Raw genomic sequence first — 18,877 nt, 5'->3', positions numbered from 1 at the left:
CTCAACGCGCAATACAAGCTCCATACAAACCTAATTCGAGTACCCTACGTGCTCCATACGAGCGCTAAGGACAACCGATATCGGATTTCGAATTTGGAAAGTGCCGACGATGGTGCAAGCGGACCAATCGACCCCGTTCGAATGGCCCTTTTGCCCGCATTGGACCTGTGTTAAGTTGCCGCTCAAGGTGTTGCCGGCACTGTTTTATCAGGCCGGAGACGCTTATTCGTCATGCTGCGAGGAGCCGTTTCATGCCCGTCTTTCTGTGGTTGTTGGTGCTTGCTTGGATCGGGTTGGCCATTGGATGCGGTTACACCCTTTTTCGCAAGAAACAGCGGATCCGTGCCCTCCAACGGGCCGTCCGGGAAGCCAAGCACACCATTCATCGGCTGGAAACCGATCACGCGCAGAAAACCACGCAGCGCCGCAAAACCGAAGAGAAGCTGCGCAGCTACCTCCAACTGCTGGACGCACTGCTCAATACCATGTCCAATCCGGTCTGTTTCAAGGACGGCGAGGGGGTTTTTCAAGGTTGCAACCGGGTCTATGCCAAGACCGTGCTGGGGCTGACGCGGGACCGTATCATCGGCCGCCGGGCCCAGGATTTGCCGCGGCAGATCCCCCCCGATCTGGCGGCCACCTACCAACGGCAAGAGATGGTGATGCTGGAAAAAGGCGGCTTCCACGCCTTCGAAGCCATGGTGCAATGTGCCGATGGCGTGCAGCGCGATTTTTTGTTCAACCTGGCGCCCATCAAAAATCCGAAAGGCGAGGCCGTCGGCAGCGTGACCGTTTTGTCCGATTTGACGGAAAAGAACCGGGCCGCCCGGGACCGCCTCGCCCGGGAACGGCTGGAGGGCGTGCTGGAAACAGCGGGCGGCGTCTGCCACGAAATGAACCAGCCGTTGCAGGTGCTGTCCGGCTTTTTGGAAATTTTGGCGGTCCAGGTGGCCGACGGTCCCGGCCGCGAAATGGCGGATGTTGTGGCAAACGCGCGGCAACAAGTGGACCGCATGGGCGCCATCACCGCCAATCTGCAGCGCATCACGCGCTATGAAACCTTGGATTATGGCGACAACACCCGCATCATCGACATTCACAAAGCGTCCCGGCAAGACGATGCCCGATAGGGGATCCAACAAGGCCGCCTGTGGCTGAAAACAGGAACTGCCGCATCCTTTCCCAAAGCCTTCCGACGGCCCCGTCCGCTTTCTTTTTTTCTATTGATTCAAATGGGTTGCCGATCAATACAAAAAGTGGGGGGGGTTGTCTCCGATAAGACTCCGAAAAGCGGAACCCGGTGTTCCGATACGATATTCGGCCGGTTTTACAAGTTTCTGATATTGTAATGGTTTTACGTATGGCACCCCTCTTGCTCTGCGCCTCTCCTTGAACCTGGTGCCCGCGCGCCGTTGCGCATACCCGCGGATCGCTAACAAGAGGAGCGTACCTTACGATGCATCACAAAGGCTGTCACCCGATTTGTCCCAAAACCGATGCCGCGTCCCCACGGACCACAGCAGCGGGCATGGAGGTGGAAGAAGAACCGCCAAGTTGTCCGACATGCGCGCCGGCGGCTGCGCAGCAGACCACCAACCCCCTTTCGCGCCGTTCATTGACGTTGCACGTCACCCCTTCCGAAACACCTACCCCGCGGCGGCGCTTCAAACGGATTTATTACCCCGCGGTTTCCGACCGGCAATGGAACGATTGGCAGTGGCAGATCGCCAATCGCATCCGCAGCTTGTCCCGGTTGGAAACCTTTTTACCATTGACGCCCCGGGAGCGCATGACCGCCGAAGGGTTGCAAACCAAGCTGCCCCTGGCCATCACACCCTACTACCTGAGCTTGCTGGTGGGCCGCGACGCAACCCACCCCCTGCGGCAAACAGTGGTGCCGGTCATCGACGAGTTCATCACCTCGCCGGGCGAGGCCGACGACCCTTTGGGCGAAGAGCTGCAGAGCCCGGTGCCGGGGCTGGTGCACCGCTATCCCGACCGGGTGCTCTTTCTGGTCCTCGATTTCTGTTCCACCTACTGTCGCTACTGCACCCGTTCCAGGGTGGTGGGCCACGGACGGCTGTTTTTCAACCGGCGCCGGCTGGAGAACGCATTGGAATACATCCGGCGCACCCCTGCCATCCGGGATGTCCTGTTGTCGGGCGGTGACCCGTTGACCCTGGGGGATGCACGCCTGGACTGGTTGCTGACCCGGTTGCGGCAGATCAAGCATGTGGAGATCATCCGTATCGGTACCAAAGTGCCCGCCGTCCTGCCCCAGCGGATCACGCCGCAACTGGTGCGCATGCTGCGCCGCCACCACCCGCTGTGGATGAGCTTGCACTTCACCCATCCGGACGAGTGCACCCCCGAGGCCTACCGGGCCTGCCAACGCCTGGCCGATGCCGGCATTCCCCTCGGGTCCCAGACCGTGCTGCTGCGCGGGGTGAACGATTCGGTGGCAACCATGCGGGACCTGATGCACCATATGCTGCGCATGCGGGTGCGGCCCTACTACCTGTACCAGTGCGATCCCATTCGCGGCTCGGCCCATTTTCGCACCCCTGTGGAAAAAGGCCTGGAGATCATTCGCGGGTTGCGGGGGTTCACCACGGGCTACGGGGTGCCGACCTATGTGATCGATGCGCCGGGCGGCGGGGGCAAGATTCCCTTGATGCCTGATTACTGCCAGGGGCGCGACGGCGATCAGGTGCTGTTACGCAACTACGAAGGGGAGATCTATCGTTATCCGGATGTTGGAGGAGCGTGGCGATGAAAATCGGACTCACCTATGATCTGCGTTCGGACTATCTGGCTGCCGGTTATTCAGAAGAGGCGACGGCGGAGTTCGATCGGGAGGACACCATCGCGGCCTTGGAAACGGCCTTGGTGGATCTGGGCCATTTGACCGACCGCATCGGGCATGCCCGTCAACTGGTCGGCCGTTTGGCCGCCGGCGATCGCTGGGATCTGGTCTTCAACATCGCCGAAGGGCTGCACGGCATCGGCCGCGAAGCCCAGGTGCCGGCCATCCTGGACGCCTTCCAACTGGTTTACACTTTTTCCGATCCGTTGGTGATGGCGCTGACTTTGCACAAGGGGATGACCAAGCAGGTGCTGCGGGATGCCGGTGTGCCCACCGTCGAGTTCGCCGTGGTCGCCGGCCCCGAGGATGTGCGCGCCCTGGCCTTCCCACCGCCTTATTTCATCAAGCCCGTGGCCGAGGGCACGGGCAAGGGGGTTTCCGCGGCCTCCATCGTGCGGCGCCGGGAGGATCTGGGGGCGGCCTGCCGCAACCTGAAGACGGCCTTTCAACAACCGGTGCTGGTGGAGCGGTTTTTGCCCGGACGGGAGTTCACGGTGGGGCTGCTCGGCAGTGGCCGCGAGGCGCGGGTGTTGGGTACCATGGAGGTGCGCCTGCTGGCCGGCGCCGAACCGCAAGTCTACTCTTACACCAATAAGGCGCAGTACGAGGAGCGGGTCGCCTATCGGTTGGTGCGGCCGGGCGAGGATTGGGTGGTGGCCCGGTCCGAGGAGCTCGCCTTGCGCGCCTGGCGGCTGCTTGGCTGCCGGGACGGTGGGCGTGTGGACATCCGCTGTGATGCCGAGGGACGTCCCCAGTTCATGGAGGTCAACCCTTTGGCCGGTCTCCATCCGGTGCACTCCGACTTGCCGATCCTGTGCACCGCCCTGGGGATCCCCTTTGTCCAGTTGATCGAACAGATCGTGGCATCCGCTGCCGTGCGGATCAAGGCTTGCCCATTGCCGCGAAAACAGGTGTTGCAGGCCCATGCACATTGCCATCGTCCATAACGCCTTGACCGGCGACAGCACACCCGATGAGGCGGATGTGAAGGTCCAGGCCGCAGCGGTCGAGGCGGCCCTGCGCCGTCGCGGCCACCGGGCGGAGGTGCTGGCCTGCGACCTGGACCTGGAGCGGATGCGGCGCCAACTGATCGATGCCGCCCCGGACATGGTGTTCAACCTGGTGGAGTCCCTGGCCGGAACGGGGCGGTTGATCCATCTGTTGCCCACTTTGCTGGAAGCCATGGGGGTGCCGTATTCCGGCGCGTCGGCCGAAGCGCTGCTGTTCACCTCCAACAAGATCCTGGCCAAGCAGCGCATGATCGCCGCCGGAGTGCCGACCCCGCCATGGATCGGTCCCGACGATGCCCGGCGGCCGCACCGGGCGGGCCGAACCGACGCTCGGTCGCACCGCTGGATCGTCAAGTCGGTGTGGGAGCACGCCTCCGTGGGCATCGATGCCGGTTCACTGCTGACCGGCCTGGACGAGGAGGCCCTTTGGACGGCGCTGGCGCGACGGGCCCCTCTGCTTGGCGGGGCCTGCTTTGCCGAAAGATTCATCGACGGCCGTGAATTCAACCTCTCCCTTCTGCAAGGACCGGGAGGCCCCCGGCTGCTGCCGGCGGCGGAAATCCGTTTCGAGGGGTTCGCCGCCGATCAGCCCCGCATTGTGGACTACCGGGCCAAATGGGATCCCACGGCCCCTCAATACCACCACACGCCGCGGCGTTTCGACTTTAGCGACGCGGACCGGCCGCTGCTGACCAGCCTTGCGGCGTTGGCCCTGCAGTGCTGGGATGTGTTCGATCTGCGCGGCTACGCGCGGGTCGATTTTCGGGTGGACGACCAAGGCCGGCCATGGGTGTTGGAGGTCAACGCCAACCCCTGCCTGGCTCCGGATGCCGGTTTCGCCGCCGCCCTGGCGCAGGCCGGCATCGCCTTCGATGAAGCCATCGACGGGATCGTGCGATGCTGAAAATCCGCCGCGTATACGACGACGTGCTGCCAATCAACCGGGAGATGCTGCGCCAGGTGCAGCAGATCATGCGCACCCGCTTCAGCGATGTGCCCCAAGCCGAGATCGACCAGATCGCCGAGAAGCTGCGCAACCCCTTCAAGCAACGGTTCCGCACCATTTTGCTGGTGGCCGAAACCCTGCGTCGGCGGGTGTTGGGCTTTGCCATGGTGCTGCATGAACCGGAAATCGGTTTTTGCTACCTGGACTGGATCGCCCTGGCCACCGGCACCACCGGTGGCGGGTTGGGCGGCGCGTTGTACGATCGGGTGCGGGCCGAAGCCGCCGCCATGGACGCCAAGGGACTCTTTTTCGAATGCTTGCCCGACGATGCCCGAAACTGCCCCGACGCGGCCCTGCTCAAAGAAAACCGTGCCCGCCTGCGTTTCTACGAGCGCTACGGCGCCCGGCCGGTGATCAACACCGGCTACGAAACAGCCGTCAAGACGGGCGACACCTGCATGCCGCACCTGGTCTACGACGGCCTGGAGCGCTATCCTGCGCCCAATCGGGCGTTTGTGCGCAAGGTGGTGCGCGCCGTTCTGGAGCGCAAATATGCCGATTACTGCCCCCCCGATTACGTGGACCGGGTGGTCGCTTCGTTTCAAGACGATCCGGTGCGGCTGCGGCCCCATCGCTATGTCAAACCCGCCGCCGTGCGCAGCGCGGTGGACGGCCGTTCCACGGAACAGGTGGCCCTGGTGGTCAACGACAAGCACGATATCCACCATGTCCATGAGCGGGGCTATGTGGAAGCTCCGGTGCGGGTCTCTTCCATCCTGGCCGCCCTGGAACCCAGCGGTCTGTTCACCACCAGCCGGCCGCGGGCCTTCGGCGAAAAACACCTGACGGCGGTGCACGATGCCGATCTGGTCAGCTACCTGCGCCGCGCCTGCGAGGAGATCCCGGAAGGCAAATCGCTCTATCCTTACATCTTCCCCATCCGCAACAAGACCCGGCCGCCCAAGGAGCCGTCGGTGCTTTCGGGCTACTACTGCATCGACACCTTCACCCCCATCAACCGCAATGCCTACCCGGCGGCCCGGCGGGGGGTGGACTGCGCCCTGACGGCGGCCGCCGAGATTCTGGCCGGCCGGCGCATCGCCTACGCCCTGGTGCGCCCGCCCGGCCACCATGCCGAACGGCGGGCCTTCGGCGGCTTCTGCTATTTCAACAACAACGCCATTGCCGCCCACTACCTGAGCGCCCACGGCCGGGTGGCCATTCTGGACATCGACTATCACCACGGCAACGGCCAACAGGACATCTTCTATCGCCGGGCCGACGTGCTGACCATCTCCATCCACGGCCATCCGAAGTTCGCCTATCCCTACTTCACCGGGTTCGAGGACGAGCAGGGGGAAGGGGAGGGGGAAGGTTTCAACTGGAATCTGCCGTTGCCCGAGGCGCTGGACGGTGCCGCCTATGCCAAAACCCTGGCCCGTGCCATCGAGCGCATCCAGGCGTTCAAGCCGACCTTTCTAGTGGTGGCCCTGGGTCTGGATACCGCCAAAGGGGACCCCACCGGCAGTTGGCAATTGCAGGCCGGCGATTTCGAAGCCAACGGTCGCATGATCGGTGGATTGGGACTACCCACCCTGGTGGTGCAAGAGGGCGGTTATCGCACGCGCGCACTGGGTACCAGCGCCATGCGCTTCTTCAAAGGCTTGGTGACCGCCAACACCCGTACCGTGGGACGGCGCCACCCCGTGCGGGAGGCCCTGCACGGCCTGCGTTGGCGCTACGCGCCGGAGGCGGCCGACCCGGAGCGGATCCGGCGCCTGGTGACCATCACCGGCTTTTTCAATCCCGCCGAGGTGGATGTGGCGGAGGAGCTGGTCCGGGAGCGGCTCGACAAGGGCGAGGCCGGCGGCTACCACTTCGTGCTGGCCGAACATTACGGCCGCCTGGTGGGCTACACCTGCTACGGCCCCATCGCCGGAACGGAAAACAGCTTCGATCTCTATTGGATCGCCGTGCATCCCGATTTTCAACGGCGCGGCCTGGGACGGCATTTGTTGCGGGAGAGCGAACGGCTGATCCGCAAGGCCGGCGGCCGCAGGATCTACGTGGACACTTCCCAGCGGACTGAATACGCCAGCACCCGTATCTTCTACGAAACCAACGGGTACCGGCGCGAAGCCCTGCTGGCCGATTACTACGGGCCGGGGGACGGCAAGGCGATCTACTGCAAGGTGATGACTGAGGGTTGATTACGGCGCTGCTGCTGTAAAGTGCTTTGGCGCCGTGGATGGCGCGGGCAGGCCGTTGGACCCGCTGGATTGCGGCCCCAACGGCCTGTCTGCAGATCTCAATAGGTCTGGCGATACCCAGGTCATGCGACCTGCAACGCCGCCGCCCGCTTGTTCTTGGCTTTCTGCATCACAATCACCACCGCCACCAGGGCCAGGCCCAGCAGGTCGCTGACCAGGGTCGGCCAGTAGAGCAGGAGGGTGGCCACGGCGAAAATGATCCACTCCACGATGGAGGTGCGGCGGATCAGGTAGCCCATGGTCAGGGCGGAAAAGGCCAGGGTGCCCATTGTGGCCGACAGAAAGGACATGAAGATCTGCATGGGCGTCCCGTCGAACAGAATGGCCGGGGTGAAGGCGAACAGCAGGGGCATTACGTAGAGCAGCTTGGCGAACTTGAAACTGGTCCAGCCGGTTTTCCAGGGGTCGGAGCCGGCGATGGCCGCCCCGGCATAGGCCGCCACGCAGACCGGCGGCGTGATGTTGGAATCCTGGCTGAACCAGTAGACGATCATGTGGGCCCCGATGGCCGATACCCCCAGCACACCCAGGGGCGGCACGGCCAGCACGGCCACGATCAGGTAGGCCGCGGTCACCGGCACGCCCATGCCCAGCACCAGGGAGGCCAGGGCGATCAGAAAGACGGCCGCCAGCAGATTGCCGCCGGCCAGGGTGATGATCAGGTCGGAGAATTTGAGACCCATGCCGGACAGGGAGATGGTGCCCACGATGATGCCGATGACGCCCACCGTGGCGCCGACGATCAGGGTGTTGCGGGCGCCGGTCTGGATGGCATCCCATATTTCCGGAATGCCCATGCGGGTCTCTTTGTTGACCCAGCTGATGACGATGCAGGAAATGGTGGCCCAGAAGGCGGCATAGCCTGGTGAGCGGCCCATGATCATCATCACCGTGATGATGATCAGCGGCAGCGAGTAATACCAGCCCCGTTTCAGTACAATCTTCCAGTGCGGAAAATCAGGATCGTCAATGCCCTTGAGGCCCTGCTTCTTGGCCTCGAAATGGATCATGCAGAACACGGAAAAGAAGTAGAGCAGCGCCGGTCCCACCGAGATGCCCATGATATAAGTGTAAGGCATGCCGGTCAGTTCGGCCATCAGAAAACCACCGGCGCCCATGATGGGGGGCAGGAACATGCCGCCGATGGAAGCGGCAGGCTCGATGGCGCCCGCCACGTGGGGCTTGAAACCGGCCCGCTTCATCAAGGGTATGGTGAAGGCGCCGGTGGAGACGGTGTTGGCGATTGCGCTGCCCGAGACCGAACCGAAGAGGGCCGAGGCCATCACCGCCACCTTGGCCGGGCCGCCGGTGGTGTGGCCGGCGGCCGCCAGGGGCAGGTCGATGAAAAAGCGGCCCGCGCCGGACTTGTGCAGAAAGGCGCCGAAGAAGATGAACAAAATCACGTAGGTGGCCAGCACGCCGGCCATGACGCCGAAAACGCCGTTGGTGGTCAGGAAAAGGGCGTTGGCCAGGCGCTGCACGCCGAAGCCGCGGTGGGCCAGGATCTCCGGCAGGTAGGGACCGAAATAGGCGAAGGCCAGCATGCCGGCGCCGATCAGGGTCATGGACCACCCCAGCACCCGCCGGCACACCTCCATGGAGACGATGACGCCCACGATGCTGATCAGCGAATCCAATTCGGTCTCGGCGCCCGCACGGTAGTTGAGCGCCTCGAACTGGGTCATCCAGTAGAGCACCACGGCGCTGGCGGTCAGGGCGTAAAGCACATCGGACAGGGTGGGATTTCGCCCCCAGCGTTTGAGCATGGCGCGGTCCACCACCCAGACCCCCATTCCCAGCGCCACGGCGGCCAGGGCCAGCCACCACAGCACGGGGCTGCGGACCACCGCCCGCAAGAACCCCTCGTCGGCCCACAGGTCGTCGATGCCCATCATGTGGGCATGGAAGGCCTCCACGTTGTCGTAAAAGAGCCATATGGCCACCGTGCAGGCGATGAAGACGCCCATGACGATGTTCAGCCCCACACGTACCCGCGCAGTGCCGGCGGGGTAACGCAAAAACACCAGAACATAAGTGATGAGCACATAGACCCCGAGATGGTATTGGGTGCCCACCGTGGAGATGCCGGCGGCATAGAAGTAAAAAAGCACCAAAAAGGCGCCAATGGCGCTGGTGACGATTTTCCAGAAACCTTCCGGTGTCCGCACCGTCTTGGCTTCCTTGGCCATCAGCTCCTTGACCTTTTGCTGCTTTTCAGCGTCCAGGCCCTCGAGATCCTTCATTTCATCCGACATGGCGGGCTCCCCCGGGGATCAGGCACGAAGGCAGGGGGAGGCCCTTGATCGCGCCTCCCCCTGCATGGCAATGGCGGTTATTCCAGTTTCTGACGATCGCTGAGGGACAACCCCTTTTCCTGCCAGAATTTGGCGGCGCCCGGGTGCACCGGCGTGGCGATGCCTCTGAGGCCGTCCGCGATCTTCATGGCCTTGGCGGCCTTGGTGACGCTGTACATGAATTCCAAGCCCTTATCGGAATAAATGTCGTTGAGGGCATTGTAGACGATCTCGTCGCTCACATGCTTGCCGGCCGTCCAGATGGCCGAATCCTGGACCGTCAGCACATCGTAATCGACACCCTGGTAGGTGCCAGCGGGAATGGTCACTTCGGAGTAGAAGGGATACTCATCGAAAAAGCCCGTTTCCTTGCCCAGCTCCACCAGGCTCAACAGCCGGATGCGGTTACTGGCCGCCGCCTGGATTACCGAGGCGTTGGGGTATCCGGCGAAGACCCACATGGCGTCGATCAGTTTGTCGCCCAGGGCCGAAGCGCCCTGGCTGTAGCCGATGTATTCCGCGGTGAATTTGTCCCACAGGCCCACGGCTGTAAAGTACCGCTGCGAAGAGGCGGCTGCCCCCGAGCCTGCCGGTCCCACGGCCACCCGTTTGCCGGCCAGATCTTTGACCGACTTGATGCCGCTGCTTTCCAGCACCAGCAGATGGGCCGGTGCGCCATAAAGGTATGCCATGCTGTAATTGTTGGCGTAAATGCGGGTGTCGCCGGTCAGCTTGCCGTTGAGCCCCAGGTAGAGGTCGCCTGCGTAAACAATGCCGAAATCGGCGTCGCCCGTGTTGACCCGCCGCAGATTCTCCACCGAGCCGGCCGAGGCCATGTTGGAGACTTCCACGTTGGGTAGGTTCTTGGACAGGCGGCTGGAGATGGCGTTGGAAAAATACTGGAACGTACCGCCGTCCGGTCCGCCGGAAAAGGCCAACCGCGCCCGGCGCTGGGCTTCGCCCACAGGCGGCAGCCAGAGCAGGGTGACGGCCAGAACAAGGGTTATTGCCGCACAAAGCAAACTGTTTCTCGTTTTCATGACACGCTCCTTTGGGTTGGGATGAGTGGCACCGTTTGGGGACGGATCCATATCGGAAAACCGGCCGGACCGCCCACGATCCGCCGCTTTTGCACAAATCGTGTATCATGATCGGGGCAATGGTCCTGTTTAATATGTAACGAGCAGGCTGGACAGGGTCAATCGGGCCATTTCTGATTCTGGGCTAGGTAAATTTCTTACAGGGCGAGGGGCGTGGAGTGTCGGGTCGACAGGGGCGTCTTCGGCCGGCTCTCCTTTGCGGCCAGAAAGCAAATGCGCGCGTGCCTGTATGCGGCACGCGCGTATTGTGATTTCGTCAAGAAACGCTTATTTCATTGCAGATGCCTCCTACTCGGAGGACGGCTCGTCCTCACACTCGTATTTACCTTCATCGATGCGCCAGAACACCCGGCCGCTCTTGACCTTGCCGGGGGTTTCCTGGGAAATGGTTTGGAAATCGCCGCCTTCGCCGCCCACCAGGGCCTTGGTGCCGTGGCCCGCCCCCACCATGAGACTGGCGGGCGGTGGCATGCCCGGTCCCAGGATGCGCGATTTCAGCACCACGGTGCCGTCGCCGGTGGACGCGGTGCCGATGACCGAATGGCGGAAGGCGGTGCCGGTGGTGTAGTAAAGGGCGTAAAAGCGGCCCAACCCGGCGCTGGAGCACACATCCGCCGACGGGGTGTAGGTGGTGAAGGTCAGAATTTCGCCGGCCAGCGCCGGCCGGGTGATGTTGCGCTCGCCGATGTCCTGCAGGTCGAAACGCCAGCCGGAACGCTCGGCACCCTGAATCAAATCACGGAAATCGTTGAAGGTGAAGTCGTCTCCGCCGCCGACCGGGGTGTAACTCCGCGCCAACCCGTCCAGGCGGTTGCCGGATTCGTAAACCACCACGTTGGAGACATTCTCCAGATCAGAAAACGATACCGGTTCGTAATTGAAGGCGCCGTCGTCGGACCGGGTCTCCTTGAGGCCGTAAAAAGATTGTCGGTCGATGTTGCCCTTGTCGCCGGCGGTTAGGAAGCGCCCCGTGCCGCAAAAGACCCAACGGTTGCCTTCACGGTCGATGGCGGCCGTGGGCCGGGCCGTGATGGGTTGGCCAGTGGCGCGCGTGTTGCCCGGCGCGCCGGGTGTCAGGTCGAGCATGGTGTTGTCCACCTGCCAATGTCCGGGGTTGGTGTTGGCGTTGAGCACCAGGCGCCGCAGTTTGCCGCCCCATCCGTCATCATGGTTGCCCGAACTGGTGCCGAAATAGACGGTGTCTGTTTTGTAGTTCAGGTTCCAGTCCACCGCGATGGGCCTGGAGACACTGCTATTGGGTTCTTCGAACCGCACCATGTAGCGCGACGCCGGGTTGGCGGCGGCGGTCAGAGTGGTGATGCCGGGCCCCCCGGCCGCGCCATGGGTGAGCATCACCAGTTGCCCTGCGGCCAGTTTGACCAGATCGACGGCATACATCACCGCCCGCTGGCTGCTGGTGCCTTCGGTCAGGGCGGTGGTGTTTGGGCCGTTGATGTCGTCCTTGCCCGGCGAAATGGGGCCCGAGCCGAAGATCAGGTACCATTGGGGGTTGGCCGCTGGGCTGTCGCCGCCATCGGCCATTTCGTCATCGGTCCCTTCCATGAGGATCACCCCCGGATGGCAGGTGGTGAAGCCCAATTCCGGAAAGGTGAGCTCGGCCAGCAGGCGGGGCGGCTTTTCCGGGTTGGTGATGTCGAAGACGACATAGGCCGAACTCAGCGCGCGGTCGTTTTCCGGATCGAAATCGCTATCCCCCTTGACGATCTGCGCGCCGATCTTGCCGCCGCCCAGGCGCATGCCGGCCACCAGCACGGTGCCCCAGCCCCCCGGATAGTCGGGATCGCGGGCGTCGAAAATGCGGGCGTCGAATATGCGCGGTTCCAGGTCGACGTAGTAGATGTGCTCGTAGTCGGGCCGGGTCAACCAGTAGAGGTGGGGCAAAAGGTTGAACGGCACGTAGGCCCACAGCTCGGCGCCGAGGGGCAGGGGATTGTACTGTCTCGGCACCGCCCCTTGGGGCGGCGGAATCGGTTCGCCTGCATCATCCAGGGGCACAGTGGAAAATTGCCGGTTGAAATCGTTGTAAAAACCGGCGTTGAAAGCGTGCAGCATACCGCCGTTGCTGCCCACGTAGACCACGTTGCGGCGGTGGCGGTAGCGGCGGTAGAAGGCGCTGTAACTGCTGTCGCGGTAAATCAGGTCGTAGTTTTCGGCCGGTCGGCCCACCACCGTGGGCGAAGAGTGCACGATGTCCGCCAGGCGCCAGGTGCGGCCATTGTGTTGGCGGCTGCGAAAGGTTGCCAGCGGGACACCGCCGGGAGTGGTGGTGGCGTCTTGATCCTCGCCGCGAATGAAGTTGACGACCCGTCGGGCCTGGTGGGTGACCATTTCTTGAAATCGGGACGGGTTCTCGACCATGTTCGCAGGCGGCGAAAAAGGTTCGTGGACATGCAGATAGGCCCAGAAGTCGGCGGGGGTGGTCATTTCCCGCCAGGTCGGGGGGTGCTGCGCATCGGCGACGAAGGGTCTGATATCGCTGTCGTTTTGCACCACCATGGAACCGTTTGCATTGACGAAGGTGAAGATGTGTCGCTTGGGCTCGTTGGCGTCGTAGGCGCGTTGCGCGGTGGGTTGCAAGTCGGGTGCGTTGAGCCAGTCGCTGGAGGACCACAGATAATGGATCGCGAGGGGTTCGACGGTGTCCACGGGATCGCTTTCCAAGTCCGGTGCGTTGAGCGGATTGCCGTCGGCGTCGGTACCGCTGTAACGGCTGACCGTCACCCGCTCGCCTTCCGGCGGCGGGCAGCCATCCTGCTGTTCCGGGGCTTCGGTGTTGAACACCAGGAAGCGGTCCGCGGTCCCACCGGCCGGCCGGTTCAGATCCAGCCGTGCATTGCTGTTGGTGTCCTCTCGCAGGTTGCCATGGCGATCCATCAGCAAACCGTGCACCTGGCCGGCCCACTTGATGGTGTTGCCCGCGTCATCGCTGAGGGCCGGGAAAAAGAGGGATTGGTAAACGGCCCCTTGGCCGGATCGGGGGTTGGACACCACCGAGGCGGCGGTGCCCGTTGCGGCGCGGGCCACCATGTCGCCGAAAATCTGCATCAGGTCCCGCTCCAATTGGTAGCCGTCCGCCGCCTCGTAATAGGTGTCGGGGATGCCGTCGCCGTTGCTGTCGCCGTAGCCGCCCAGCAGGGCGGCTTTCATCAGCAGTTCCCGGGTCGCCGCGTATTCCCTGTCCTGCTCGTCCAGCATGGCGACGATGGTGTAAAGAACGATGTTGTTTTCATAACAGGCGAAAGCGCCCTCTTCGCGCAGGTTGTTGTATCGCGCGTAGAGGGCCAGGTCCGCCAGGTAGTCGGTGCCGTTGTTGGCATAGCCCGGATTCTCGACCGTCCACGGCGCGGGGTCGTAATTCAGCAAGTGTTCCGGAATATTGCCCGCAGTTTGGCGGGCGTAGCCGTAACCCATGAGATTGCCGGCGCTGCTGCGCGGGATGGCCTGGTCCTGGGTGGAGGCGCCGTCGGTGAGCAGCAGGACGAAGTTGGGGGCGCAGGGGACCAATTGATTGAGTTCCGTGTCGACAAAGGGATCCACATAATTGCTGCCGGTTGCGAAAGTGTTGGTGTATGCCGAGTGGGTGACCGGATCGCCCCGAAAATAGTGCAGCGCCACATAGAAGGTTTCGGCCAGGGGAGTCCAGGTGTCGCAGGTTTTGGTCCGCAGATCCAGGACCATGTCGGGGGTAACTCCGTTGTCGATGGGATGGGCCACATAACCGCCGGCCACGTCTTCAACCCCCCAGCGGTCGGTGATCCTGCGGTTGAACCACATGTTGCCCCAGCGCGCCTGATCGCCGACCCGCTGCAGCACGCCTACCAATTCGCCATCCAGGAATTCATCGGGTTCGAAACGACTGTTTTTTTGCACTCGTACCCGGTAGCGCGCCGATCCCGCCTCCAGCGTGCCGTCCAGGTTCACCCGATAGTTTTGGTCGTTGGCGTGGGGCGATACCGCGATGTCGGCCCCGGGGGTGCTGGTTTTGTTGATGACACCCATGATGGCGTTGTTTTCCCCGACAAGGTCCTGGACACCGGTACCGGATCCCGCGGAAGAATCCTCCACCCTGCCGCCCACCAGCACCTTGCGCAGAATGTCGATGCGGCGCATGGTCAGCCAGTTGAGCCAGTTGCCGTCCCACAGGCGGCGCTCCACGATGGCGGTGCTGTCCAGCGGTCCGCTGCCGGCACCGGACCGCAGCACCTCGGCCACCTGCCAGCTGCGCGAAGCGGTGTTGTAGTCGCCTCTGCGGTGGGTGGGCACGAACAGATCGTTGGCGTTGTCGTAGGTGTAAAAGAAATCGGGATTGAAATAGCCGTAGTAGCGAACAGCGGGCTGATCCGGACCGTTGTAGGGTTCGCCTTGGTAGCTGCCCCCGTAGGCCGTTTCGTTCATGCTGCCCGAGTTGTCTAGAAGGATCATGATGTTGGGCTTGACCGAATAGGCCACGAAGGGGGGTAGTTGCACATAATCGGCCATTTTCGGCTTGGTCCAGTCGTTGCCGGCCGCAGCCGTTGCGACCATGCCGGATCCGAGAAGGCCCCACAGAAGGGCGAGGGCGATGCCGGCCGCCCGGCCGGCCCTGATGGTGCGCCTGTTGGTTTTCATCGCTGGCTTAGTCCTCTCTTGGTCTGACGGGAAGGCCGACGGTCGGTGGTCGTTCCCGGTATTGGGCGATGGTGCACATGCCTACGGCTGCGGCGACCGGCGAACGGCGGCGCGCGTCGGGCAGCGGGTCGCGGGAGCGGGCATCGCGGGGGTTCATCGAATGACATGCCGGTAGCGGTTCATGATCCGCACTTCGCTGTTGGAGACACCCAATCCGCGGATGTCGTAAATGATCATGGCCCCGCCGCGGCCCGCCCCCAGGCCCTCGCCTTCATAGCCTTCCGTCAATTGCAAGGCGTTGCCGGGCGAAAATTCCGTGTCGCCGTATATCCGCACATACAGGTCGGTGGGCCCGATGGCGCCGGCGGCCAAAACCATATCGGCATTGTCCGGTTCGGGAATTTTGTCATAGCACGCTGTCAAAACGCTGTCGGGCCCGGGCGATTCGTTCAGGTAAAATTGCGCATCGTTGAGGGTCAATCCACCGTCTAGGGCGTCCGACAGCTCCTTCTCGACATCCTCGGCCGCCAGCCGCAGCTCGATGGCCTGTTCCGTCAATTCGGGCACGAACTCCTGCACCGTGGCGTCGGTGGCGAACCAAGTGCGTTTGTACAGCTTGTCATGGGTGGCGATGTTCACCTCGATGTTGGCGGTGCGGGTGGAAAGGATACCGATGATGGTCACCACCAGCAAAATCAGCACGGTGGTGATCAGGGCGGACCCGCTTTGCCCCGATGGGCCGGTGTGGCGGTCGTAGCAGGGTTGCATGTGTTTCCTCTGAATTGAAGGTTTTGTGCATTTTTGTCAGATCAAGGTGGCCAGTAGATAGTGGATCTCCACGCTTCTTTGATTGCCGCCGTCCGCCCAGCCCACCGTTACCGCAATGTTTTTGGTGTTGCGGATCAGATCTTCATCGGTGACGGCATAGGAAACCGTGTAGCGGCCCACGGGAGCCAAATCGCGACTTCCCGGCTGCAACAGCGGATGTTCGTGGGTCAAAGCGCGCAGCTCTTCCACCACACTGGCCGCCACGGCGGCGGCCTCCGTGTTGCTGCGGGCCAGGTTGTTGCCTTCAAGGGAGCTGATCTGCATGCTGACCGTAGCCAGAATGCCGACGGTGAAAACGAAGATGGCGATCAGCGCTTCGATCAGGGTGAAGCCCCCCTGGCGACCGGGACCGCCGATGGTGCCGGGTTGTCTGTGGTGTGTTGCCATACATCCTCTCTCGCGGTTTTTCGGTTCGGTGATCGATGGATGCCGGACGCTTGCGCCCCGCCGCCCCGCCCTAAAGGTTCATATTGCGCAGATCGATGGTGCGCACCAGCATCCGTCGCCGGAACCCGTCCCCGAAACCGTTGGCGCGGACATCCTCCGGCAATCCGGGCATGGCATAGGGCTCGGTGTTGACAAAACGGGACGATGGGTGGGGGGCGCGGGCCAGCAACCACACGCGCACCATGCGCACGCGGTCCAGCGGCACCGGGACGGCCATGGGCTGCAGGGTCAGATCGGCCGTCAACCGCATGTTGATTTCATTAACACTGTTGGCGCCGGGGGCGGTCCAGATGATGTCGTTGCCCTGGTGGGCGATGTTGCCCGCATCGTCTTCGTAGGCGAAGGCGAAGAAGATGTGTTCGATGTTCTCAGCCACCAGTTCGGCACCGCCCCAGTCGTTGAGTCGACGCATCAGATCGGTGGCCCCCCGGTCGTTGAGGCGCAGGAAATAGGTGGCTTGTTCACCGGCATCCAGTACACCGTTGCCGTTGGTGTCCTCCCCGGCGTTAGGGTGGATGGCGCGCACGATACGGCGGGGCAACCAATCCCTGGCCACCTGCAGCGCAGGGCGCGACTCTGCGTCCGTTCCATTGCCGGTCAGGGCGACAGGCTTGATGTCGGTGATGCCGAAGCCCGCACCGCCCCGTCCGGTCGGATCGAAGCCGGCCAGTCGCAGATCGTCTTCCATCACATAGATGGCCCCGCGCAACTGCTGCTGCAACTGGGCCATCTCCCGTACCAGGACGGCGGCGCGCTGTTGACTGATGTAGTTGGTGATCACGGCCCCACCCACGATGGCGACCACCACCATGGCGATCAGCAATTCAACGAGGGTGAAACCAGCTCGTGCGTGATGTCGTGAAAAGGCGCAGTTATGGGGACCGGGGGATTGCATGACGGACCTCCTGGTGGTTCTTTTCATGGGGTAACAATGGATTGGGAAATGCCGCCTGCCGCACTCACGGTCAGACGTATCGTCACGGCGCCGCCATCATTGGTCAGAAAAATACTGCCGTTGGCCCCCGGATTGGTGATCCCCCTGGAATTGAAGGTGATTCTGGGGGTGTTGACCTGCCCGTCGATGTTCGCAAAAGCCACTCCTCCGCGGAAGCGTGAAAGTGCAGTGGTTTCGTCGGCCCTGCCGGGCAGTTGGGTGCGATAGCTGTTACCCGCCGTATCCACCACAATGGAACTGTCGGCATTACGGGAAACAGCCGCCATCTTGGCCCGCTGCAGGTCCATGGCCAATTGGTCGGCGGCTTCACGCACACCCCGTTGGCGCAGGTAGGCCATTGTGGAAGGCGTGGCCACAGACAGCAAAATGGCAATCAGGGAAATGACCACCAGAAGTTCTACGACGGTAAAACCTGATCGGGCGACGGGCGTGGGTTTGGCGCTGGGAATAATGTTTGTGATATTCATCTCTTCCTCAATTCGTCAGGGCGTCGGGTTGAGCTTGAGATCCGACATCAACCGAAACGGATGATCCTGCGGCCTCGGTCGGCCTCTGCTGTCAGGATCAACAGAAGCCAAGTGGGAGCGCAGCGGGATCGGTTACCAATTCAATTGTATATTAAGAAGTACTGAAGCCGCCCAAATTATAAGCAAAAAATACGCCATTTTTCATGGGAGGATGGTTGGTGGGGGTGTGCGGTGGCCCGCAAGTTGGTTTATAATGATTGATTATCAGGTTGTTGGAGGTTGGTGTAAATACCGTACCGGTATGTCGGCAGGACAAGAATAAGCCCCGGCACCTCGCGAGGTTTGGGCTGTTATCTATTAATTTTTTTTAAGCTTGGGTCCGTGTGCGTCGTGCGTAGAGCTAAGGGTTCTGCTGTTATTGGAAAAAGACTTGTTATTTCAGCACGAATCAGCGATGTGACAAATTTTGTCACATCGCTGTAGGCGGTCATATAGAACATGGACCTTTATAATAAAGCCACGAAAAGCAATACCTGCTAATAGTAGCCCAAGCGTTCTTAATGCGGAACCTCCGATGTCATCCGGGTTGTTGCATTGGCACCTACCCTGATAACATCGATTCGCCGTGCCGTTTTCTTCCTTTTATGGGTACTGTAGGTTACCTTTGCTTCACATGGCACCGCAAGGTTGGCGGTGCCCAGTTCCTTGCCGTCCGGACCTACGATGAGTGTCCGGCTATTGATGACGAAGCGGTCACCGATGCTGGAGATGACGCTTTGCAAGGTTTTGTTCTGAAGCGTGACCTCGACTTGGGGCAAAGGTACGGCTTGCTCTGCCGGTGCGGCCTCCGGTCCCTGGTGATAGTTTGTTTGCGCCAAAGATAAGGCTGGAGCAATCAATGTTGCAAGTAGCAGGAGGAAGGCCAACACGCCTATCCGACGGTATGTTCGCGACTTTAACCATTTACTATGGGTTTCGCATATTACGCTTGGGTTCATCGTTTCACTCCTGATAGTGGTCCCATGATTCACTTTGCTATCATACAGCAAACTTTTCAGCATGCCG

The 18,877-nt window shown here is 62.0% G+C and carries 13 protein-coding genes; 5 read left to right on the top strand and 8 right to left on the bottom strand.

All coding sequences use genetic code 11. The annotated features are described in order from the left end of the window. The first annotated feature begins 251 nt into the window (after positions 1–251). From MRX98_RS01930 to MRX98_RS01910, 5 genes are all read left to right on the top strand, one after another. On the top strand, positions 252–1,130 hold the full coding sequence (locus MRX98_RS01930) for a PAS domain-containing protein (protein WP_246902530.1): 879 nt from the start codon (positions 252–254) through the stop codon (positions 1,128–1,130). 326 nt (positions 1,131–1,456) lie between these two features. Next, positions 1,457–2,776: a KamA family radical SAM protein gene (locus tag MRX98_RS01925; protein ID WP_246902528.1), complete on the top strand. Its 1,320-nt coding sequence runs from the start codon at positions 1,457–1,459 to the stop codon at positions 2,774–2,776. Further along, positions 2,773–3,813 carry a D-alanine--D-alanine ligase family protein gene (locus MRX98_RS01920; protein WP_246902526.1) on the top strand — a complete coding sequence of 347 codons (1,041 nt, stop codon included), beginning with the start codon at positions 2,773–2,775 and terminating at the stop codon, positions 3,811–3,813. The genes MRX98_RS01925 and MRX98_RS01920 overlap by 4 nt, the downstream gene beginning before the upstream one ends. Continuing rightward, a complete protein-coding gene (locus MRX98_RS01915; RefSeq protein WP_246902524.1) occupies positions 3,791–4,780 on the top strand; it encodes a D-alanine--D-alanine ligase family protein in 990 nt (329 codons plus the stop codon). The genes MRX98_RS01920 and MRX98_RS01915 overlap by 23 nt, the downstream gene beginning before the upstream one ends. Continuing rightward, a complete protein-coding gene (locus tag MRX98_RS01910; protein WP_246902523.1) occupies positions 4,774–7,032 on the top strand; it encodes a GNAT family N-acetyltransferase in 2,259 nt (752 codons plus the stop codon). The genes MRX98_RS01915 and MRX98_RS01910 overlap by 7 nt, the downstream gene beginning before the upstream one ends. Before the next feature lie 122 nt (positions 7,033–7,154). Here the strand turns inward: MRX98_RS01910 and MRX98_RS01905 are convergent, their stop codons facing one another. The 8 genes from MRX98_RS01905 to MRX98_RS01870 all read right to left on the bottom strand — a co-directional run bounded on the left by MRX98_RS01905 (position 7,155) and on the right by MRX98_RS01870 (position 18,873). Beyond that, positions 7,155–9,347, bottom strand: coding sequence for a TRAP transporter permease (locus tag MRX98_RS01905; RefSeq protein WP_246902521.1), 2,193 nt, complete (start codon positions 9,345–9,347; stop codon positions 7,155–7,157). Positions 9,348–9,424: 77 nt separating this feature from the next. Then, on the bottom strand, positions 9,425–10,426 hold the full coding sequence (locus MRX98_RS01900; RefSeq protein ID WP_246902519.1) for a TAXI family TRAP transporter solute-binding subunit: 1,002 nt from the start codon (positions 10,424–10,426) through the stop codon (positions 9,425–9,427). A 348-nt stretch (positions 10,427–10,774) separates the two neighbouring features. Continuing rightward, the gene (locus tag MRX98_RS01895; protein ID WP_246902517.1) at positions 10,775–15,115 is read right to left on the bottom strand and encodes a pilus assembly protein; all 4,341 of its coding nucleotides are present in this window, start codon (positions 15,113–15,115) and stop codon (positions 10,775–10,777) included. A 153-nt stretch (positions 15,116–15,268) separates the two neighbouring features. Continuing rightward, on the bottom strand, positions 15,269–15,883 hold the full coding sequence (locus tag MRX98_RS01890; RefSeq protein WP_246902515.1) for a pilus assembly PilX family protein: 615 nt from the start codon (positions 15,881–15,883) through the stop codon (positions 15,269–15,271). 36 nt (positions 15,884–15,919) lie between these two features. After that, positions 15,920–16,330: a type IV pilus modification PilV family protein gene (locus MRX98_RS01885; protein WP_246902513.1), complete on the bottom strand. Its 411-nt coding sequence runs from the start codon at positions 16,328–16,330 to the stop codon at positions 15,920–15,922. 70 nt (positions 16,331–16,400) lie between these two features. After that, entirely contained in the window at positions 16,401–17,285 is an 885-nt protein-coding gene (locus MRX98_RS01880; protein ID WP_246902511.1) for a prepilin-type N-terminal cleavage/methylation domain-containing protein, read from the bottom strand. A gap of 23 nt (positions 17,286–17,308) precedes the next feature. Next, a complete protein-coding gene (locus MRX98_RS01875; RefSeq protein WP_246902510.1) occupies positions 17,309–17,812 on the bottom strand; it encodes a GspH/FimT family pseudopilin in 504 nt (167 codons plus the stop codon). 557 nt (positions 17,813–18,369) lie between these two features. Continuing rightward, on the bottom strand, positions 18,370–18,873 hold the full coding sequence (locus MRX98_RS01870) for a hypothetical protein (RefSeq protein WP_246902509.1): 504 nt from the start codon (positions 18,871–18,873) through the stop codon (positions 18,370–18,372). Between the last annotated feature and the right edge of the window lie 4 nt (positions 18,874–18,877).

Origin of the sequence: Desulfatitalea alkaliphila (assembly GCF_022968795.1) — a bacterium.
Taxonomy (GTDB): Bacteria; Desulfobacterota; Desulfobacteria; order Desulfobacterales; family Desulfosarcinaceae; genus Desulfatitalea; species Desulfatitalea alkaliphila.
This window is presented reverse-complemented; position numbering and strand designations above follow the sequence as displayed.